The following is a 17397-nucleotide window of genomic DNA, read 5'->3' as shown; positions in this document are numbered from 1 at the left end:
GATGAACTGCATCGGGTGCCAGCAGCACAGCAACTGGCTAAGTAAACCAGCTTCACTTTACCTTGAAAAAAAGAATAGAATTATTTAAATGAATTTGGCCTTCCGAAGAGAAAAATGGCCTCTGCAGGTCAAGGGTAAAATTTAGATCAGATAGTTAAAAACAGAGAATTTATATGGAATCACAGGATTACCAGATAACCGATATTATGCGCATTTTAGTAGGCGAAGAGTTGCCCTGGATATTTCTGCTGGAGGTGGTGCTTCGGGTATTTTTTATATACCTGCTCATTATGCTGTGTATGCGCCTGATGGGCAAACGAATGGCATCGCAATTAAGTAACCTCGAGATGTCGGCACTTGTTTCGTTGGCAGCTGCTGTGGGGGTACCTATACTGGCACCCGAACGTGGCCTTCTACCAGCCATTATAATTGCACTGGTGGTGGTTGTGATACAGCGCATTATTTCTCATTTTGCCTCCAGAAGCGAAAAGTTCGAATCGGTTACCTTCGGGGATTTGAGCGTTCTGATAACTGATGGCCTGATGCAGCTGGACATTATGAAAGAAAATCGGGTAACGCGTGAGAGGCTGCAGGCGGAGCTCAGGAGCCTGGGCATTTCGAACCTCGGCCAGGTAAAGCGCGCTTACCTCGAAACCTCCGGTGATTTCACATTCTACCTACACGACAACCCTACCCCAGGCCTGTCTCTTATTCCGATATGGGACACGGAAATGCGCGAAAAGCAGAAGAAGGCTGAGAACCACTTTACCTGCAACATTTGCGGTTACCTGGTAACAACCCAAAAAGCGACCCAATGGAAATGCGACTGCTGTGGTCACAAAAAGTGGAGCGAAGCCGTGCTTACACACATGGTTGGAGAGCTGTAGGGTAATAAAAACTATAAGGCATGAATCGTACCGAAATGTAAATGTTTGCTCTGGCATCCATCTTTATCATCCCCTCTTGGATTTTGTAAGCGAGATTCATCATCAGTGGGCGCTCTGGACATAAATACTTGCAAGATTATAATTCAGATTCTAAATTTATTTTGGCTAAAAAGCTACTTATTAAAGCCTCAAAAATATCTCTTCTCATAACAGTTCCTTCAACTTCTTATCCGCGAATTATTTAAATAAAAACAGCCTTCAGAAGCTTTTTTACCATTTTTTCTTCAAGGGTCTGAGCCAGTAACTACCAGTACTTTCTAGCAAAAAAAATAGTCCTTCCTCCTCCTGATCATCCTGCCGCTCCAAAAAAATATCTGGAGCCTTTATGCATTTCCGGCTCTGCCTGCATCTTAACCTTAAACGGAGGCAGCAGGAACGGGCGCCAGTGCTTGATGCTCCCAGATTTCAACTAAACCAGAAAGGAGAACACAATGGCACAGATTCAGGAAAGTAGCAGCCCAGGGAGAGGCGGCAAAAGAAGATCAAAAAAAATGCAGGCCCACCTCGACATGACACCCATGGTCGACCTGGCATTTCTGCTGCTCACATTTTTTATGCTCACCACCACCTTCCAAAAACTAAACCGAATGCAGCTGCAAATGCCCATCCCCGGTGGCGAATCGCCGGTGAAAGGTGAAAATGCCCTGACAGTGGTGCTGGGAAAGAATGATAAAATACACTACTATTTTGGTTACCCAGGAGATGACCCGGAAGTTATCACCACCGATTTCTCAGCCCATGGCATCCGTAAAGTACTGACGTCGGGGCGGGTACAGCAAAACGAGAAGCTGGTGGTACTCCTGAAAGCGTCTGAACATGCGCGTTACAAAAACCTGGTGGATATACTGGATGAAGTAAATATTACAGCCACAAAACGTTACGCCCTGGCAGACCTGCAGCCAAACGAAAAGGAATTTTTAACAACGCATATAGGAGGATAAAAAATGAACCCAACCCATTTTACTACAGCCGTTAGCCTCGACGACATAGTGTTCGACGGCCGCAACAAAGCCTATGGTGCGTACCTGCTCCGCCGGCTCTACAACCAGCACATAACCAAAGCAGCCATCTCAGCCTCTGCCCTTTTTCTGCTGCTGGTGAGCATGCCTCTTATCAGCCAACTTATAGCCGGCGACACTTCTACTGTTCTGGTTAATGTGCCTGACGGAAGAATAATTCCCATAGATATCATTCCGCCTCCACCACCGCCCATAACAGAAGTTATTCCGCCCACACCCCCACCACCACAGGCTCAACCAGCCATACGGGCACAACTAAAGTTTACAACGCCAGTAATAAAGCCAACAAACGAGGTAACAACCGACGAAGACCTACCGGAAGTGGATGAGCTACGCACTATTGATGCAGGCACGCGAACAGTAGAGGGAGTGGCTGGCGGAATTCCGGATGTTGGCATACCCGATGGCCTGGGCACAGCAACCGAATTAACCGACGTGGTAGAGCAGCCACTTATTTTTGCAGACCAGATGCCGGCTTTCCCAGGTGGAGATGCTGCTATGTTTACCTTCATCAGCAAGAATATTAAATATCCGCAGCAGGCAATTCGGGCACATATAGAGGGTACGGTATACGTATCTTTTGTGGTCAGCAGAACCGGCGAGATCAGCGATATTGAAGTACTGCGCGGCTTGGGTGCCGGCTGCGACGAAGAAGCAGTACGCGTAATTAAAAGCATGCCCAAGTGGGCGCCGGGCAAGCAGAATGGCAGAACAGTACCTGTTCGGTACAACATCCCGATTAAATACACTTTGAAGTAAAAGAATGCGCCACTTGCCGGTAAAAGAAATTTGCCGTCGCAAGTGGCGCTTCTTTTAAATTTCAAAATCTCTTCTAGATGACGACAAAACGTATCAGAAATCAACAGTTGATTTTTATTACTTTAACAGGAGTAAGATAAAATATTGTGTTCTATGTCCTGCGTCTAGTGTCCTATGAAAAATGGCAGTACAAGACGGAATTCCGATAAGTTAAGTCGCAGACTATAGTAGCTTTATTTTTTATTATAACGCCTTAGCAGCTCGCGGCTTTTTATGCCGGAGTCTCTGAGGTCTTTGGTCTTCCAGCCACCTGTTGCGCTAGCTGTGGGGAGCAGCACCGAGCAGGTTTCGTTTTTATCTGATACCGACCAGGTAACCCAGCTGATCTTGTTTTTCTCAGCCCAGTCAATCCAGGTTTGCCATTCCTTTTCGTTTAACGGGCCATCGCCAGTAGCCTCCATTCCTGCTGATTCTGATATAAAGAGTGGCAGACCTTTGCTTAGGGCATAATCTCCTTTATCGCGGAGTTCTTGTTTGTGCGTAGCGGCATAAAAATGCAGTGTGTACATGAGGTTGTCATAGCCGGTAATGGGGTCATCTGCCGCCAGGTGCACATCCTGGTCCCAATGTGGTGTGCCTACCAGTATAATATTATCCGAGTCTATGGCCCTAATGGTTTTTGTCACTTCCTGGGCATATGCTTTTACCTCCTCCCACGTCTCTTTATCTGGCTCGTTAAAGACCTCATAAATTACGTGCGGATTTTTGCCATAAGTGGTAGCCATATCCGTGAAAAAAGCTTTGGCCTCCTCCAGGTGAATATCGTGGCTGTGCCAATCTATGATCACGTACATATCTTCTTTTATGGCAGCATCAATAACAGTTTTTGCCTTCTCAGTAGACCACTCCGGTTTCTCCAGGTAGCTATCTTTCGGTCCTACGCCTATGGCGGCTCGTACCACACCGCATTTCCAGTCGTCGCGCAACCACTTTACCGCACCTGCTGTGTAAAAGCGGGGCCAGAAATTATGCCAGCCAAAGCTCATGCCACGCAACACAATGGGCTGGCCATGCTGGTCTTGCAGTTGAGTTCCTTTTACTTGTAGCTGCCCGTGCTTTTTAACTGATTGTGCATTGGCTGCAAAACTGACAGCCGCCACTAGTAAGGCTATAACGATGTATTTTAACTTCATCTTTTGAGTTTTAAATATATAGGTGAACAACTTCAAGCCTGCTTCTCCTTCGCTAGTGCGAGTCTGTAGCTCGTACTTTCAAAATGCAGGCATTTCAGTTTAGCTAGGTAATGTAAAGTTTCAATACTACAGAATCTAACCATATCTGTTATAAATATCCTGAAGGTACGAGCTACAAGTTCGCACCAGCGAAAGAGATTAAACTGGAAATCATCTGAAAAGGCCCTCCAGCAATGGTAGCTCCTGATGCCACTCCTCCTCCGTGTTTATAAAATCAATTACTTCAAAGAAGCTTTTCCCTGCTCCTGATAGTTTACCGTAACCTTCAGGTCACCGATCAACAGATCGAATGCTCCTGGCTCAGTTACCCATTGCCCCTGCTCGTTTACAAAAGCCAGATCTGATGCGCCTATCGTGAAACGCACCTCCCGCTCCTCCCCTGGCTGCAGCTCCACCTTCGAGAAGGCTCGTAACCGGCGTACGCTCGGCGTGATGCTGGCGTATTGGTCGTGGCTAAAGAGATCGATGGCCTTTTTGCCGGCGCGGTTGCCTGTGTTCCTCACTTTTACCGACACCTGCAGCTTATCAGCAGCACCAAAAGAAGTTTTATCGGTGCGCAGATCTGAGAGGCTGAAGGTTGTATAGCTCAGCCCAGTACCAAAGGCCCACTGTGGGTTAAAGCCGGCATCGCCGTAAGTGTTAGGCACATCCTCGCGTATGCGTTCCGTACCTTTGTGATCGTAGAGCAAAATATCGCCGGTATAGCGTGGGTAGGTAAAAGGTAGCACACCACTTGGGTTGTAGTCGCCGTAAAGCACATCGGCAATGGCTGGCGCCCCGAAGGTAGATGGCCGATAAGCCAGCACCACCGCATCCACCTGCGGCTCAATAGATGAGACAATACGCGGCCGCCCTTCCAGCAGCACCAGGATAACGGCCTTGCCTGTTTCTTTAGCTGCTCTTGCCAGCGCCAGTTGGTCAGCGTCCAGCGTCAGGTCATCTATTACGCCGGGGCTTTCGGCATAGGCATTCTCCCCTAGCACCAGCACAATGGCCTGTGCCTGCCTGGTGTCTTTTTTTAGCTGCGCTACATTGTAATTAGCGGCAGCCTTATAGTCTGCTACAGCACTTGATATAACGTTGCCTTTTCCTGCCTTGGCGGCAAGAGCGGCCACTACTGTTTTCGCTTTATCAGGGTATTTGCTGGCATCGGTCCCCTGCCAGATGTAGGACCAACTGCCGTGCAGGGCCGGCAGACTGTTTGCTCCAGGACCAGCCACCAATACTTTCGTATTCTTGCTTAAAGGCAGCACCTGCTTCTCATTCTTCAGTAAGGTAATGCTTTCTAAAGCTGCCTGGTAAGATACCTGATCATATTCGGGCTTGTGGAGTTGCGCTTTTAGCTCCGGCATCGGGAATGCATTCTGGAATAGGCCAACCTTCTTCTTCAGCACCAGAATGCGGCGCACAGAGGTATTGATACGCTCTTCTGACACTGTGCCTTCTTTTACCAGTTCTACCAGTAAGTCGTAGAAAGAGTAGTCGGTGGGCACCATGCTCATGTCCAGGCCAGCTTCCACAGCCATGCGTACAGCTTCTTTTGGCGTGTCGGCCACGCGGTGGCGGGTGTGCAGGCGAATCACATCTTCCCAATCAGAAACAGCCACACCCTCAAAGCCCAATTCGCCCCGCAGGATGTCGGTCAGGTAGTACTTGCTGCCATGCACAGGTGTACCGTTTACCTCACCTGAGTTAATCATTACCGTAGACACGCCTGCTTCCACGGCAGCCTTGAAGGGTGGCAGGAAAATCTCGCGCAGCATTTGCTCCGGAATGTAGGATGGCGTGCGATCTTTACCCGATCCCGGCACGGAGTAGCCCAGGAAATGCTTCATGCAGGAGGCAACCGTATGGTCTTGCCCCGGCCCGTCCTGTTCGTAGCCTTTAATAGCGGCTGCACCCATTGTTTTTACCATATGTACATCTTCTCCGAAGGTTTCCTCGAAGCGCGGCCACAGTGGTTGCCGCCCTACATCCAGCACCGGGTCGAAGTTCCACGGAATGCCGGAGGCCCTGGTTTCGATAGCTGTAATTTTGGCCGCCTGGCTCACCAGCTCAGGATTGCGTGTTGCGGCCATACCGATGTTGTGCGGAAAAAGCGTGGAGCCGGCGATGTAGTTAGCCCCATGAATGGCGTCGATACCATAAAGCACCGGCACCTTGAGCCGCGATTCTTTGGTGGCTACATTCTGGATGGCCGTCAGGATCTGGTGCCACTGCTCCACCGTGTAGGCATGCTCCCGCACGTTCAGAATAGAGCCGACATTTTTATCCAGAATTGCCTTTTTAAGTTTTCCCTCGTCAATAGTCGTGGTTGTACCATCCTTTAGAATCAGGTCGATGGTGACCTGCGTCATCTGCCCCACTTTCTCCTCGATACTCATCTGCGCCAGCAGGTCCTCTATTTCCTTGTCGGTAGCCTTCGCTGGGGCGGAAGCAGGCTCGGCAGCAACTGTGGCAGCTTCTGTGTGCTGCGTGGCTGATGGCTGTGTAACGCCGCAGGAATGAAGCGCTATAGCCAGTGAAAAGGCGAGTATGGTATATTTTTTCATATTTTTAATAGACTAAGTCGTTTGTGTTATATTAGTTTGAGTATCATTACCTCCAGTGCTTCTCTATTTAATTTCTGAAGTTAAATGGCCTTTTAAAGGAGCCTCAATGCGGCCAGAGGCCTTGGGATAATCGTCACGAACGAAGACGCATGTGTCATAAATAATTCTCTCATATCACCAATGCAGCGTCTTCTTCAGGAAAGGTGTTAATTCGTTGGCTATAAGTTCGTGTTCGGCCATGCTGGGGTGTGCATCGCAGCCGCCTGTGTACCTTCCGGAGAAGTAGAATTTATGTACCTTTTTGTCGCCCTGCTGCTGCAGATAGTTTACTACACCTGTCAGATAATTTTTCAGGGCAGCGGTTAGCTTCTCATCACCCATGGGGCTGGTCAGGCAAATAATTTCTGCATTAGGGTAATGCCCCCTGAGGCGCTTGATAAAAGTGACATAGGCAGTGGTGAAGGCTGTAGAATCCTGCACACCGTCGTTCTGCCCGAGGCAAATGGTCACGACATCAGGCTGGTAGCGGCTGAAATCCCAAAGGTGTTTGTTTTCCCGGAGGCTTACCTTGTCGTGGACCTGAGGCATCAGGATCTCCAGATCGCAGCAACTGTGTATCAGCCCAATGCCTGATACGGCGGTCAGGTGCCACTGCGCATTCAGTTTGCGGGCTGTTCTTGGACCATAGGCCAGGTAAGCGTTATGTTGGTCGTGCCACTCTCCTTGGCCACAATTAATCTGCGACATATCGCTGCTGGCACCGCAGGTAATGGAATTGCCGATAAACTCGATCTTACGTTCCGGTTTCGGGGGCAGCGGCAACAGTTTTTCAGTATTAAAACCAAGGAACTCCAGGTAACCGATATTAGATTCGGTGTTCTTGCAGATGGTGATGGTGTGCTCCCCTTCTGGCAGGTTTTCTGCGACCCGAATCGTATTTTGCTTGCCGGTAGTCTGAATTCTGAATGGCTCCTGGTCATCGATCACAATCTCCAGGTAATTGTGGTTTTTCCCCCATAGTTCTTCCTCATTCAACATAATCTCACAGAGGGTGCCTTGAAACTTTGCCTGGATGTACACACCCGGTGACCAGAATTTTGGCTTTTTAGGATCAGAAAAATCGATGCGGCCAGTGTACTGTATATGCGGGTTATCGGCAGCGATAAAGCTGACTTGTCCTCCGCCACTTTTGCTAGCAACCTTGCAGGCACTCAGCAAAGGCAGTATACTAAGCAGCAACAGGTAAAGTGAGTTTCGGATCATTGGCGAATTCTTCTGAGATAATAGCAATTGGTGATTAAAACAGTGTATCGTATTAAAAATTAACAGCAGCATCAGGTCAAAAGGCCACCGGAGACGCTTTTTAATTGAATATTTCATGTTACGCAGCGTCTATTTCGTTCCCCTTTGAAGCTGATCTTGCAGGGATGAATTGAAGAGCAAATTTGATATATTATTCGCTGTTGCGAGCTTGTAGCTCGTTCTTCCCTAATCTTTGGTAAAGAATGTAAAGCATCAATTCTCAACATTCTGATTTTGCCTATTTCGAGTGATCAAGCGAGGTGAAAGTACGAGCTACAAGCTCGCACCAGCGGCCTACAAATTACTTTTCCCCTCAATGAAGGAATTTTCACCTTTGATAAATTTCTGCCTGACATCAGTAAAAATTTCATATTCCGCTCTGCCATACCTTAGCTCCTATTTCTTTGCCTTTCCCTTTTTCGTTTCCTTCTGAATTGCGTCCGCGTACTTTTTGATTATCGGAATGGTGCTGTCCTGATCAAAGACAGAGTTCAGGCCCTGCTCTTCTTGTGGCGGGTCTCCCATCAGGTCGTCGCCGTTGGCCCAGAATTCGTGCGCAGGGTTTGGCCGTGCGGTGCCGCTGAAGGCCCAGAAATTACAGCCGGCCAGTTCGCCTCCCGTTCTGGCACTTTGCAGCACCCTATCGAACACATAGCTGTAGTATTTGTCACGGAACGTAGTTTTATCTTTCAGATTGTAGGAATGCTGGTCGCGGGGCAGACCAAACTCTTCCATCACGATGGGCTTCTTCAGGTCGCGAGCCACAGCCATGTGCTTGTCCATATAATCTTTTGTATTGGCTATGGCTTTATCGATGGTGCCGCCTATATTATTGGCATCAAGCCAACTCCAGTTTTTGGGCCAGATGTGCATGGTCACGTAATCGATGTTGGGGTCAGCATGAATCCGCTTATAATCTTCCAACGATCCTTCGGTGCCATGACTTCCCTCCGACCCTGTAGATACCATGTGGTTTTTATCTAGTGACTTAATAAGGGCTGCGGTGCTGCTGATCCATTGTTCATAGGCAGGTATATTCTCTTTAGAGAAAGCACGCGGTTCATTTGCGATTTGCCAGGACATGATGGCCGGATCCTCGGTGTATTTCTTGTTGGTGAACTGGTTGGTGCGGTTCAGCATGAATTTTACGTGGTTGGCAAACTGACTTTTGCAGGGCTCACAGTTCAGGAACTGGCTCACATAACGCATAAATCCTGCCCAATCGTTATTGTTTGCTAAGGCGTAGGGAATGTCGCCATAGCCGTTCCAGTTGAGGTACTGACCGTAGCCACCAGACCACTCCCAGCTATTGTTGAAATACAGTACAGCCTTCATGTCGCGCTTACCCATCTCGGCCAACATAAAATCCAGCCCAGCCAGCAGCGTATCGTTATACTTGCCGGGAGCCATTTCCAAAGCTGGAGAAACGCGAAATGGCTGATCGTTTGGCCCCTGTGCTCCGGCCAGAATGCGGAGGTTGGTGATGCCATTCTGTTTCATAAAATCCAGCTCCTGCAGCAGCCTCTCCTGGTTGCCTGCCTCACCTGTTGAACCCAGAATAGCGCCATACCAATAGTTGGTACCAATGTAATAATAGGGTTTGCCTTCTAAAACAAATCTGCTACCGTCCGTTTTCACAAACTGAGAGGCTACCTGTGCCTGAAGGTTTGTTACAAGCAGTAGCGCCATGAGTATGGTTAGTTTTATTCTTTTCATGAACGGTGTTTCTAGCTTTTAAAAAAGGACTACAGAGAACTATCGGGTGTTTAAAATGATTGGCGCGAGCGTCCTCGCTTATGTCTTATATTCCCCAGCCGCTTTCTTACTTTAACTCGGCCAGAGGCCTCGAAATAATCATCACGAGCGAGGACGCTCGCGCTATAAAAAAATTCAATTGTGAGAAGCTTATTTAATGACCCAATCATCCGTTCTAAAACTGGAGGCAGGCAGACCTTCTTTGTTGAATAAACTTGCCTCTACGGCACTGTGCCACTCAAATCGCACGGCTGCCGGGTTCTTCACCCGCTTTGCCTGCACCACCACGGTGTTGCCTACAATGCGGGCATCTGCTTTTACAAACTTCTGGTCGCTACCGGCAATTTCGAACTGGGTCAGTTTTTTGTTTTTGCTCACCAAACCCTTGTCGGCATGGTCGAAATAAAGCACTGCTTTGTTGCCGTCTGTCTTCATCTCACGGAAAAGTGGCCCGGAGTAAGGGAGTTCTTTTTTGCCATAGGTCTGGTTCAGGGCCAGGTTTGCCAGGCGCTTGCCAATGTCGTGTTTGTTGGTCGGGTGGATGTTTTCGTTGTTGCCTATATCGCTGACCACCACCATGCCCGTGTTGGGCACCTGCAGTACTCGGCGTTGCACATCTCGCAGGCGCGCTCCAGCCTGCGTGCCATAGTGTTTGAAAGGCGCTATCTGCACATAGTAGAACGGGAATTCATAGCCCCACTCGCTTCGCCAGTTTTGAATAAGAGTTGGAAATAAGGTAGCATAGTTCTCCGGATCGTTTGTATTAGACTCACCCTGATACCAGAGCACCCCCGCAATATGGTAAGGAACAAGCGGCTTTAACATGGCATTATAGGTTTTGCCTGGCTCCACAGGGCACCAGGTTACTTCTTTTTGCGTGGCAGCAGAGGCTGCCATGGCTTGGTTTTTTGCAATCAGGTCCGGGTTCACCCAGGTTTCTGCCGGTGTACCGCCCCAGCTGTTATCTATTAGCCCAACCGGCAGGTTCAGGTTCTGGTGCACATCTTTCCCGAAGAAATAAGCCACTGCACTAAAGTCTTTCATGGTTTCCGGTGTGCACACGACCCATTGGCCATCCAGGTCCTGTTGTGGCACATCAGCTGTTCGGTATCCTACTCTGAAAAATCGGATGAAAGGGAAATTTGCCTCTGCCACTGCCTGTTCTGCATTGTCTATGCCCGCTCTGGCCGACCACTCCATGTTCGACTGTCCGGAACAGAGCCAAACTTCACCGATCAGCACATCTTCGAGCAGGATGGTATTGTAGCCCTCTATTTTGATGGTGTAAGGGCCGCCGGCAGCAGGTGTCATCAGTTTTACTTCCCATTTGGCCTGGTTGCTTGCGGTGGTTTTAACTACCTGTTGATCCCAGCTACTGGTTACGGTAACCTCTTCCAGCGCTTTGGCCCAGCCCCAGATCGATACTTCGGCATTTTGCTGTAAGACCATGTGATTGCCGAAAATGGCCGGCAACTGCACATTTGCCCGAACATCAGGTAAGGTGCTTAGCTGGAGTACCACCAAAAGCAGTTTAACTAGTAATAGTTTTCTCATTTTTCAAGGATTTTGGCAGAGATGAAGCGCGTGGTGCTTTTTCAAAAAATATAAATTATTCTAATGAAAACAGCCTTCCAGGTCTTTTATGTCTGCTGATGCTGCCGCTGCTTTTTTATGTGAGATTTTGATACTCTAAGTATTGTTGGCAGAATAAATTCAGCCATTCACAAATAAGGAACAGATGAAAATGTATTTCTAAGGCTATTAAAACACATTTTTCAACATTTCCAATTTTGAATTTCTAATTTTTAATTTGGCGAAGCTCCTAAGACTGCCACTACTTCGACAGCACCAGCATCACGACATCATACTTTGGTATTTCTGCTTTAAAGGATCTGGCTGTAGTACCTGCTGCTTTCTTTGTCCAGACGTTGCGGATTTTGTAGGTAGTTTGGGAAGCATTAAGCTCTGCTTTAGAAAGCTCGTCGGTGATCGGATTCTTTTTCCAGTCGAACTCCACTTTACGTGGTCCATCGCCTCGGTTCAGAAACACTACTGCCCAATTGCCGTCATCCAAAGGTTTCAGCCAGGTTTCCAGGCCGTCTTTGCTGCTGAGCTTAAAGCCCTGGATGCCGAGCTTGTCCTGGTTCACGGCAATTACTTCTTTGTTGGTCAGGATGGCGGTGGTTTCTTTGCTCATGTTGCGCAGGTCGTTTCCGGCAATGAGCGGGGCGGCCAGCATACTCCACATGGTAAAGTGGGCACGGTCTTCGTTTACGGCCATGCCATTGCCTACTTCCATCATATCGGGGTCGTTCCACTGGCCGGGTCCGGCATACTGGCGCAGTCCCTCCTGCTTATCGAGTATCTGCATCACGCCAAAAGATTGCCAGGTGCCGTGGTCTTCGATACAGTCAAAACAGTTGTAGATATCGCCGGTGGTGCGCCAGAGCTGGCCTACTTCTGGTCCCCACTCCCAGGGTTTATCGGTGCCCCACTCGCAGATGCTTAGCACAATGGGTCTTCCGGCTCGTTGCAGGGCAGCTGCCATGGTCATGTAGGCGCCTTCTGCTTTCAGTCCTTCGGTGTTGCACCAATCGTACTTCAAATAATCCACGCCCCAACTGGCATAGGTTTGCGCATCCTGAAACTCATAGCCCCGGCTGCCGGGTCTGCCACCGCAGGTCTGAGAACCAGCATCCGAATAGATCCCGAACTTCAGGCCTTTAGCATGTACGTATTCGGCCAGCGCCTTCATGCCAGACGGGAAACGCTCCGGGTCAGGATGGATAAAGCCCAGGCTGTCGCGTTGCCCGTGCCAGCAATCGTCGATGTTGATGTAGGTGTATCCGGCAGCTTTCATGCCGGAAGAAATCATGGCATCGGCTGTTTCCCGTATCAGCTGCTCATTTACGTTGCAGGCAAATTTGTTCCAGCTGTTCCAGCCCATCGGTGGTGTCAGGGCAAGGCCTTTAAACTTGCTGTAGTTCTGCTCATAGTTGTTGCCCTGGCTGTATGCCGTAATTGAAAAAACGAACAAGTTCAGTAAGGAGAGTATTATTTTTATGTTCATGCTGTTTGTAATTACAGTGCGTAAGGTAAACTGTTAGCTGCTGCGCCAGGTGCCGAACGAACTAACATGAGTACATAAATGTAGGCAAGGCTCAGTTATAGATGGGGTATCAAAAGTTTCTATTGTATGGCTGAGATGTTAATAGCTGAATAAAGGCTTATTCTGGTGTTTTTAAAGAGGTAATTGTTTCTGTCTGAATCTTTATATAAGACCTCTATCTCAAGGATTTACAGGATGTGATTTTAATGACATGGATAAATTCATCACTTTTATTGTTTCATCTTCATATTTCCAGTTTCCAAATCTTCAAATCTCCAAATTATCAACTTAAACAAGCAGCAGACTGTCGCAACGATACATCACTTCGAGGCAGACGCGGGCATTGTGGTAGGGGCATTTCCAAAAACCGATTTTGTCTTCTTCCTGCATTGGGCTGTAATCATCAAAAACGCCCCATAACCACTCTCCCTGCTCTTTGTCGATAAGGTGTTTTCTGGCGAATTCCCAGGCATTTTGAGAATGCTCCAGAAAGCTACCATTATTCGTCAGCTGGTAAGCATTCAGGAAACCTACCATCGCCTCGGCACTTACCCACCATTCGCGGTGGGTGTCGTAGTGGTTGGTGGCTTTGTCCAGTTCATGATAAAGGCTGCCATCTGCCTGGAGCCCTTCTGTTGTAGCGTTTGCCATAGCTACAGCCACTTCTTTTGATCTCTCAATCAATTCCTCCTTTCCCAGCACCACTGCCGCTTCTACCAATAACCAGGAAGCCTCAATGTCGTGGCCATAGGAAACAAGGTCTGCGGCAGGTATCCAGTCTTTCGAAAAGAATAGCTTCAGATGGGCGGTATCAGGATCAATTATATGCTCCAGGAATACCTTTATCAGATGCTCCAGCTGCGTTGCTAGCTGCGCATCGGGCCATATACGGTAGAGGTTGGCGTATGCCTCCAAAATGTGGAGGTGGGTGTTCATGGTTTTGGGATCGTTCCGGTCTTTCTCGCTCAGGCGGAGATCATCCAGAAGCGCACCTTCCCTGCTGAAAGCCTCTAAATATCCTCCCTGCTCCGGATCGAAACTATACTGCTCTACCCACCGGAATAACTCCTGGCATACCTGCAGCGCCTCCGCTTTTTGGGTGGCCAGGTAATACTCGCTCAGGCCATAGATCATAAAAGCCAGTGCATAGATCTGCTTCCGGGTATTTAAAGGCTCGCCCGTTGCCGTCACCGACCAGTAAACACCGCCAAAGTTTTTATCCAGAAAATGCTGCAGCACATAATCAAACGCCCGATCAGCCATTGCTAAGTAGTTAGTTTCGCCGGTGTGCCGGTAAGCAGCCGCAAAAGTCCATAGAATGCGGGCATTGAGCACGCTTCCTTTGGGTGCGTCGTAGTCAACCTGGCCCTGGTTGTCCATCTTGCCTACAAATCCTCCGTTTCGGGTATCAGATGCGTGGCGCATCCAGAAATCCAGGATGCTGTACAGCTCCTTTTCCACCTCCGCCTGATAGACCTCTAGTCTGGCCTTTGCTACTGCTGTTTCCATCAGGAATTAGCATTTTCGTTTGCAACCAGCTCCTGCTTTTGTTGCAGCACAGCCAGGTTACGGTCTATAATCTGATTAATTGTTTCTACTGAAGCCGCAGATCGGAAACCATCGGCTGGTGTGTTGGTGACATAATCCAGTAACAAATCTATAGTAGAAGTGGCTACATGCATGCGGGTGTCGGAGGAGCCGTAATAGATAAAAACGGTTCCGTCATCATCCATTATCCAACCGTTTGCAAACACTACATTCGATACATCTCCAATGCGCTCCTCCCCTTCCGGTGCAATAAAATATCCGGCTGGTTTGCAGGTTACTTTGGTGATATCAGCCAGATCTGTCATGAACATGTAGAGCACGTATCGCAGTCCGGCAGCGGTGTTACGTACGCCATGTGCTAGGTGCAGCCAGCCTTTTGTCGTTTTCAAGGGAGCAGGTCCCTGGCCATTCTTTACTTCGTACACGGTGTGGTAGTGTTTTTCGTCGAGAATCTGCTCTTCATTGACCACCGCGTTTTCCATACAATTCACGAGGCCATAGCCAATTCCGCCACGCGTGCCAGCTTCTATAAAGCTGTCCTGCGGACGGGTGTACAACGCGTATTTGCCATCTACGAACTCCGGATGCAGCACCACGTTCCGCTGCTGCGGTGAGGGTGTTTTCAAGTCTGGAAGGCGCTCCCATGTTACCAGGTCGTGGGTCCGTGCTATGCCGCATTGTGCCATGGCAGCAGACTCATCGCCAGGTCCGGCGTTCGGGTCTTTGCGCTCGGTGCAGAAGAGGCCGTAGATCCAGCCGTCTTCGTGCTGCGTCAGCCGCATGTCATATACATTCACGTCAGGCTCCTCTGTTTCGGGCATGGTAATCGGTCGTTCCCAGAACCTGAAGTTATCTACTCCGTTCTCACTTTCAGCCACTGCAAAAAACGACTTGCGGTCCAGCCCCTCAACCCGCACCACCATCAGGTATTTCCCATGTAGCTTAATGGCCCCTGCGTTAAAAGTGGCATTAATCCCGAAGCGCTCCATCAGGTAAGGGTTGGTAGCCGGGTTCAGGTCGTAGCGCCAGAGCAGCGGGGCATGCTGGGCTGTAAGCACCGGGTATTTATACCTTTTGATAACTCCGTTTCCTAAAGGCAGTTTCTCGTTTTTGCGGGTTATCAAATCAATATATGACTTCTCTAAACCTTCCAGTCTTTTTTGAAATAAGTTTTCCATTTCAAGTGGTTGTTAGTATGTATAGGAACTGCCGGGTCTGTTAGCAGCAGCAGTAAATCATTTTTGGGATACCAGCCTTTTCTTAAGCGCGGCAGCTACACCAGTGCCTTCAGCTTCAAGTTTGTCCCACCAGGTCTTTTTCAGGATAAAGCAACAAATTAACAGTACCACGCCTGTTACTGAGAGTTCCATGTGCATGCCCAGCACGAGGTAAATAGGGAGCAGCACCAGGCTTAGTTGCCACACAATGCCAATAACCACATTAAAAGCATCGAGCCAGAAGTTTTGGTTTTCTACAAAGGAAGGATCTTCTGCTTTCACGAGAGCATCTATTGGTTTCCAGAAACCCCAGGGGCGTACATTTTTGTAGAAGCTCTTAAGCGTTGCTTCATCAGTGGGAGGACCGGCAAAAGTGCCAATAATACTTCCGGCCAAAGATATGGCGAACAGCAAAGGGAAGTAGTAAAGGTCTAAACCATCGAAGAAAGAGGGGAATACCAGTGCAGACACAATACCCGCCAGCATGCCCCAGAAGAAGCCTCTGGCATTGAAGCGCCACCAGTACCACTTGAGCACATTGGCTGCCACATAGCCGCCATACAAACCGGCCACAATCCACTGCAGCAGGCTGTTTACATCTTTGGCAAAAAAACCCAGCACCACGCTGGCCAGCACCACCACCACACCCGTGAGGTAGTTAACGGTGCTTATCTTTTGGTTAGATGCTCTTGGGTTTACATACCGCAGGTAAAGGTCATTTACGATGTAGGCCTGGGCTGCATTTAGCGTACCGGCAAACGTACCGATAAAAGCCGCCAACAGGCCAGCCAGCAACAAGCCCATCACGCCAGAGGGTGCAAAGTTTGAAATGGCGGCTGGCAGAATCTTCTCAAAATCGATTCCGGTTGCCGACTCCAGGTTAAGCTGGTGGTAGTTCAAAATCGCCAGAACGGTAAATCCAATGATCATCAGGTAACGGGTCGGGAGCAGTACCAGCGACACGAAACCACTCATTTTAGCGGCATCCGTTGGCGACTGCGACGACAGGATCTTCTGCATGTCGTAATTAGGTGCGGGACCTGCCAGGCTGGCAAGGATGCCTTTAAAGAGCATCAGGGAAAAGAAAATACCGAATAGCGAAAAACCGTCTGACTGTATTTTATCATTTACCTCATCTATGATCCCGGTCCAATCCATGTTCAGGCTGGCTCCGAAGAAAGGCGTAATCCACTCTTCCGGCACGTTAAGAGAAGCTACATTGAGGTTCGCCATGGCAATAATGGCAATGGTAATGCTTGCCACCGTCATGATTACATACTGCAGCACATCTGCCCACACAATACTGGCCATGCCACCGATAATGGAATAGAAAACGGCAAAGGAAGTAAAGGCCAGCCCGTACAGATGCGGCACAAACTCAGGGGCAACATAGAAAGGAACATAAGGCGAAACGACCGACCAGGGAATAAAAATCTCCACAAACTTACCCAGCCCGATAAACCCATAGGCCAGAAAGCCCAGGCAACTCAGGAGCGCAAACACCACCACAATGGAATGCGACATCTGGGAATCTTTACCCCTGCCGAAGCGGGTCAGCATCCATTCGGCACCCGTGGTTACATTAGACCTGCGTAGCCAGCCGGCCAGGAACATCATTAGGAAAATCTGGTTAAAGGAAGGCCAGAGCCAGGGAATCCAGATGCTCTTTAAGCCATACACAAAGGCCAGCATCACCATCCACATCGTGCCTGAAATATCGAACATACCCGATGCATTCGACAGGCCGAGCGCATACCAGGGCAAAGTATTCCCACCGAGCAGGTAAGCGCTTTTACTTGCTTTCGCCCGCTTTTGGAGTACCAGTCCGATGGTAGTTATTCCAATCAGGTAAAGAAGTATAATACTGGCATCTAGTATGGTTAGCTTCATTTTTGGGTTGTTTGCTTAAGGTTTGAAGGAGCCACTTGCAGCAGCA

12 protein-coding genes are annotated in these 17397 nt (G+C 48.8%); 3 read left to right on the top strand and 9 right to left on the bottom strand.

Annotated elements, in window-relative coordinates:
• Nucleotides 1-173: 173 nt before the first annotated feature.
• The 3 genes from FVR03_RS00850 to FVR03_RS00840 all read left to right on the top strand — a co-directional run bounded on the left by FVR03_RS00850 (nucleotide 174) and on the right by FVR03_RS00840 (nucleotide 2725).
• Entirely contained in the window at nucleotides 174-887 is a 714-nt protein-coding gene (locus FVR03_RS00850; RefSeq protein ID WP_147919863.1) for a DUF421 domain-containing protein, read from the top strand.
• 491 nt (nucleotides 888-1378) lie between these two features.
• A complete protein-coding gene (locus tag FVR03_RS00845) occupies nucleotides 1379-1888 on the top strand; it encodes an ExbD/TolR family protein (protein WP_147919862.1) in 510 nt (169 codons plus the stop codon).
• A 3-nt stretch (nucleotides 1889-1891) separates the two neighbouring features.
• Nucleotides 1892-2725, top strand: a complete 834-nt coding sequence (locus tag FVR03_RS00840; protein ID WP_147919861.1) for an energy transducer TonB — start codon at nucleotides 1892-1894, stop codon at nucleotides 2723-2725.
• A gap of 233 nt (nucleotides 2726-2958) precedes the next feature.
• Here the strand turns inward: FVR03_RS00840 and FVR03_RS00835 are convergent, their stop codons facing one another.
• The 9 genes from FVR03_RS00835 to FVR03_RS00795 all read right to left on the bottom strand — a co-directional run bounded on the left by FVR03_RS00835 (nucleotide 2959) and on the right by FVR03_RS00795 (nucleotide 17351).
• Nucleotides 2959-3918, bottom strand: coding sequence for a glycoside hydrolase family 5 protein (locus FVR03_RS00835; protein ID WP_147919860.1), 960 nt, complete (start codon nucleotides 3916-3918; stop codon nucleotides 2959-2961).
• A 278-nt stretch (nucleotides 3919-4196) separates the two neighbouring features.
• The gene (locus FVR03_RS00830) at nucleotides 4197-6530 is read right to left on the bottom strand and encodes a glycoside hydrolase family 3 N-terminal domain-containing protein (RefSeq protein ID WP_147919859.1); all 2334 of its coding nucleotides are present in this window, start codon (nucleotides 6528-6530) and stop codon (nucleotides 4197-4199) included.
• Nucleotides 6531-6704: 174 nt separating this feature from the next.
• A complete protein-coding gene (locus FVR03_RS00825) occupies nucleotides 6705-7793 on the bottom strand; it encodes an SGNH/GDSL hydrolase family protein (RefSeq protein ID WP_147919858.1) in 1089 nt (362 codons plus the stop codon).
• A gap of 435 nt (nucleotides 7794-8228) precedes the next feature.
• Nucleotides 8229-9548, bottom strand: coding sequence for a glycoside hydrolase 5 family protein (locus FVR03_RS00820; RefSeq protein WP_147919857.1), 1320 nt, complete (start codon nucleotides 9546-9548; stop codon nucleotides 8229-8231).
• A gap of 189 nt (nucleotides 9549-9737) precedes the next feature.
• A complete protein-coding gene (locus FVR03_RS00815) occupies nucleotides 9738-11141 on the bottom strand; it encodes a sialate O-acetylesterase (RefSeq protein WP_147919856.1) in 1404 nt (467 codons plus the stop codon).
• 280 nt (nucleotides 11142-11421) lie between these two features.
• Nucleotides 11422-12657, bottom strand: coding sequence for a glycoside hydrolase family 27 protein (locus tag FVR03_RS00810; RefSeq protein WP_147919855.1), 1236 nt, complete (start codon nucleotides 12655-12657; stop codon nucleotides 11422-11424).
• Nucleotides 12658-12984: 327 nt separating this feature from the next.
• Nucleotides 12985-14205, bottom strand: a complete 1221-nt coding sequence (locus FVR03_RS00805) for an AGE family epimerase/isomerase (protein WP_147919854.1) — start codon at nucleotides 14203-14205, stop codon at nucleotides 12985-12987.
• Nucleotides 14205-15422, bottom strand: a complete 1218-nt coding sequence (locus FVR03_RS00800; protein ID WP_147919853.1) for a glycoside hydrolase family 130 protein — start codon at nucleotides 15420-15422, stop codon at nucleotides 14205-14207. Before FVR03_RS00800 ends, FVR03_RS00805 begins: the two co-directional genes overlap by 1 nt.
• Nucleotides 15423-15479: 57 nt before the next feature.
• Nucleotides 15480-17351 carry a sodium:solute symporter family protein gene (locus tag FVR03_RS00795; RefSeq protein WP_147919852.1) on the bottom strand — a complete coding sequence of 624 codons (1872 nt, stop codon included), beginning with the start codon at nucleotides 17349-17351 and terminating at the stop codon, nucleotides 15480-15482.
• Nucleotides 17352-17397 lie beyond the last annotated feature (46 nt).

Origin of the sequence: Pontibacter qinzhouensis (genome assembly GCF_008017455.1) — a bacterium.
GTDB lineage: Bacteria > Bacteroidota > Bacteroidia > Cytophagales > Hymenobacteraceae > Pontibacter > Pontibacter qinzhouensis.
The sequence above is the reverse complement of the archived record's forward strand: the minus strand, read 5'-3'. Positions and strand labels throughout refer to the sequence as shown.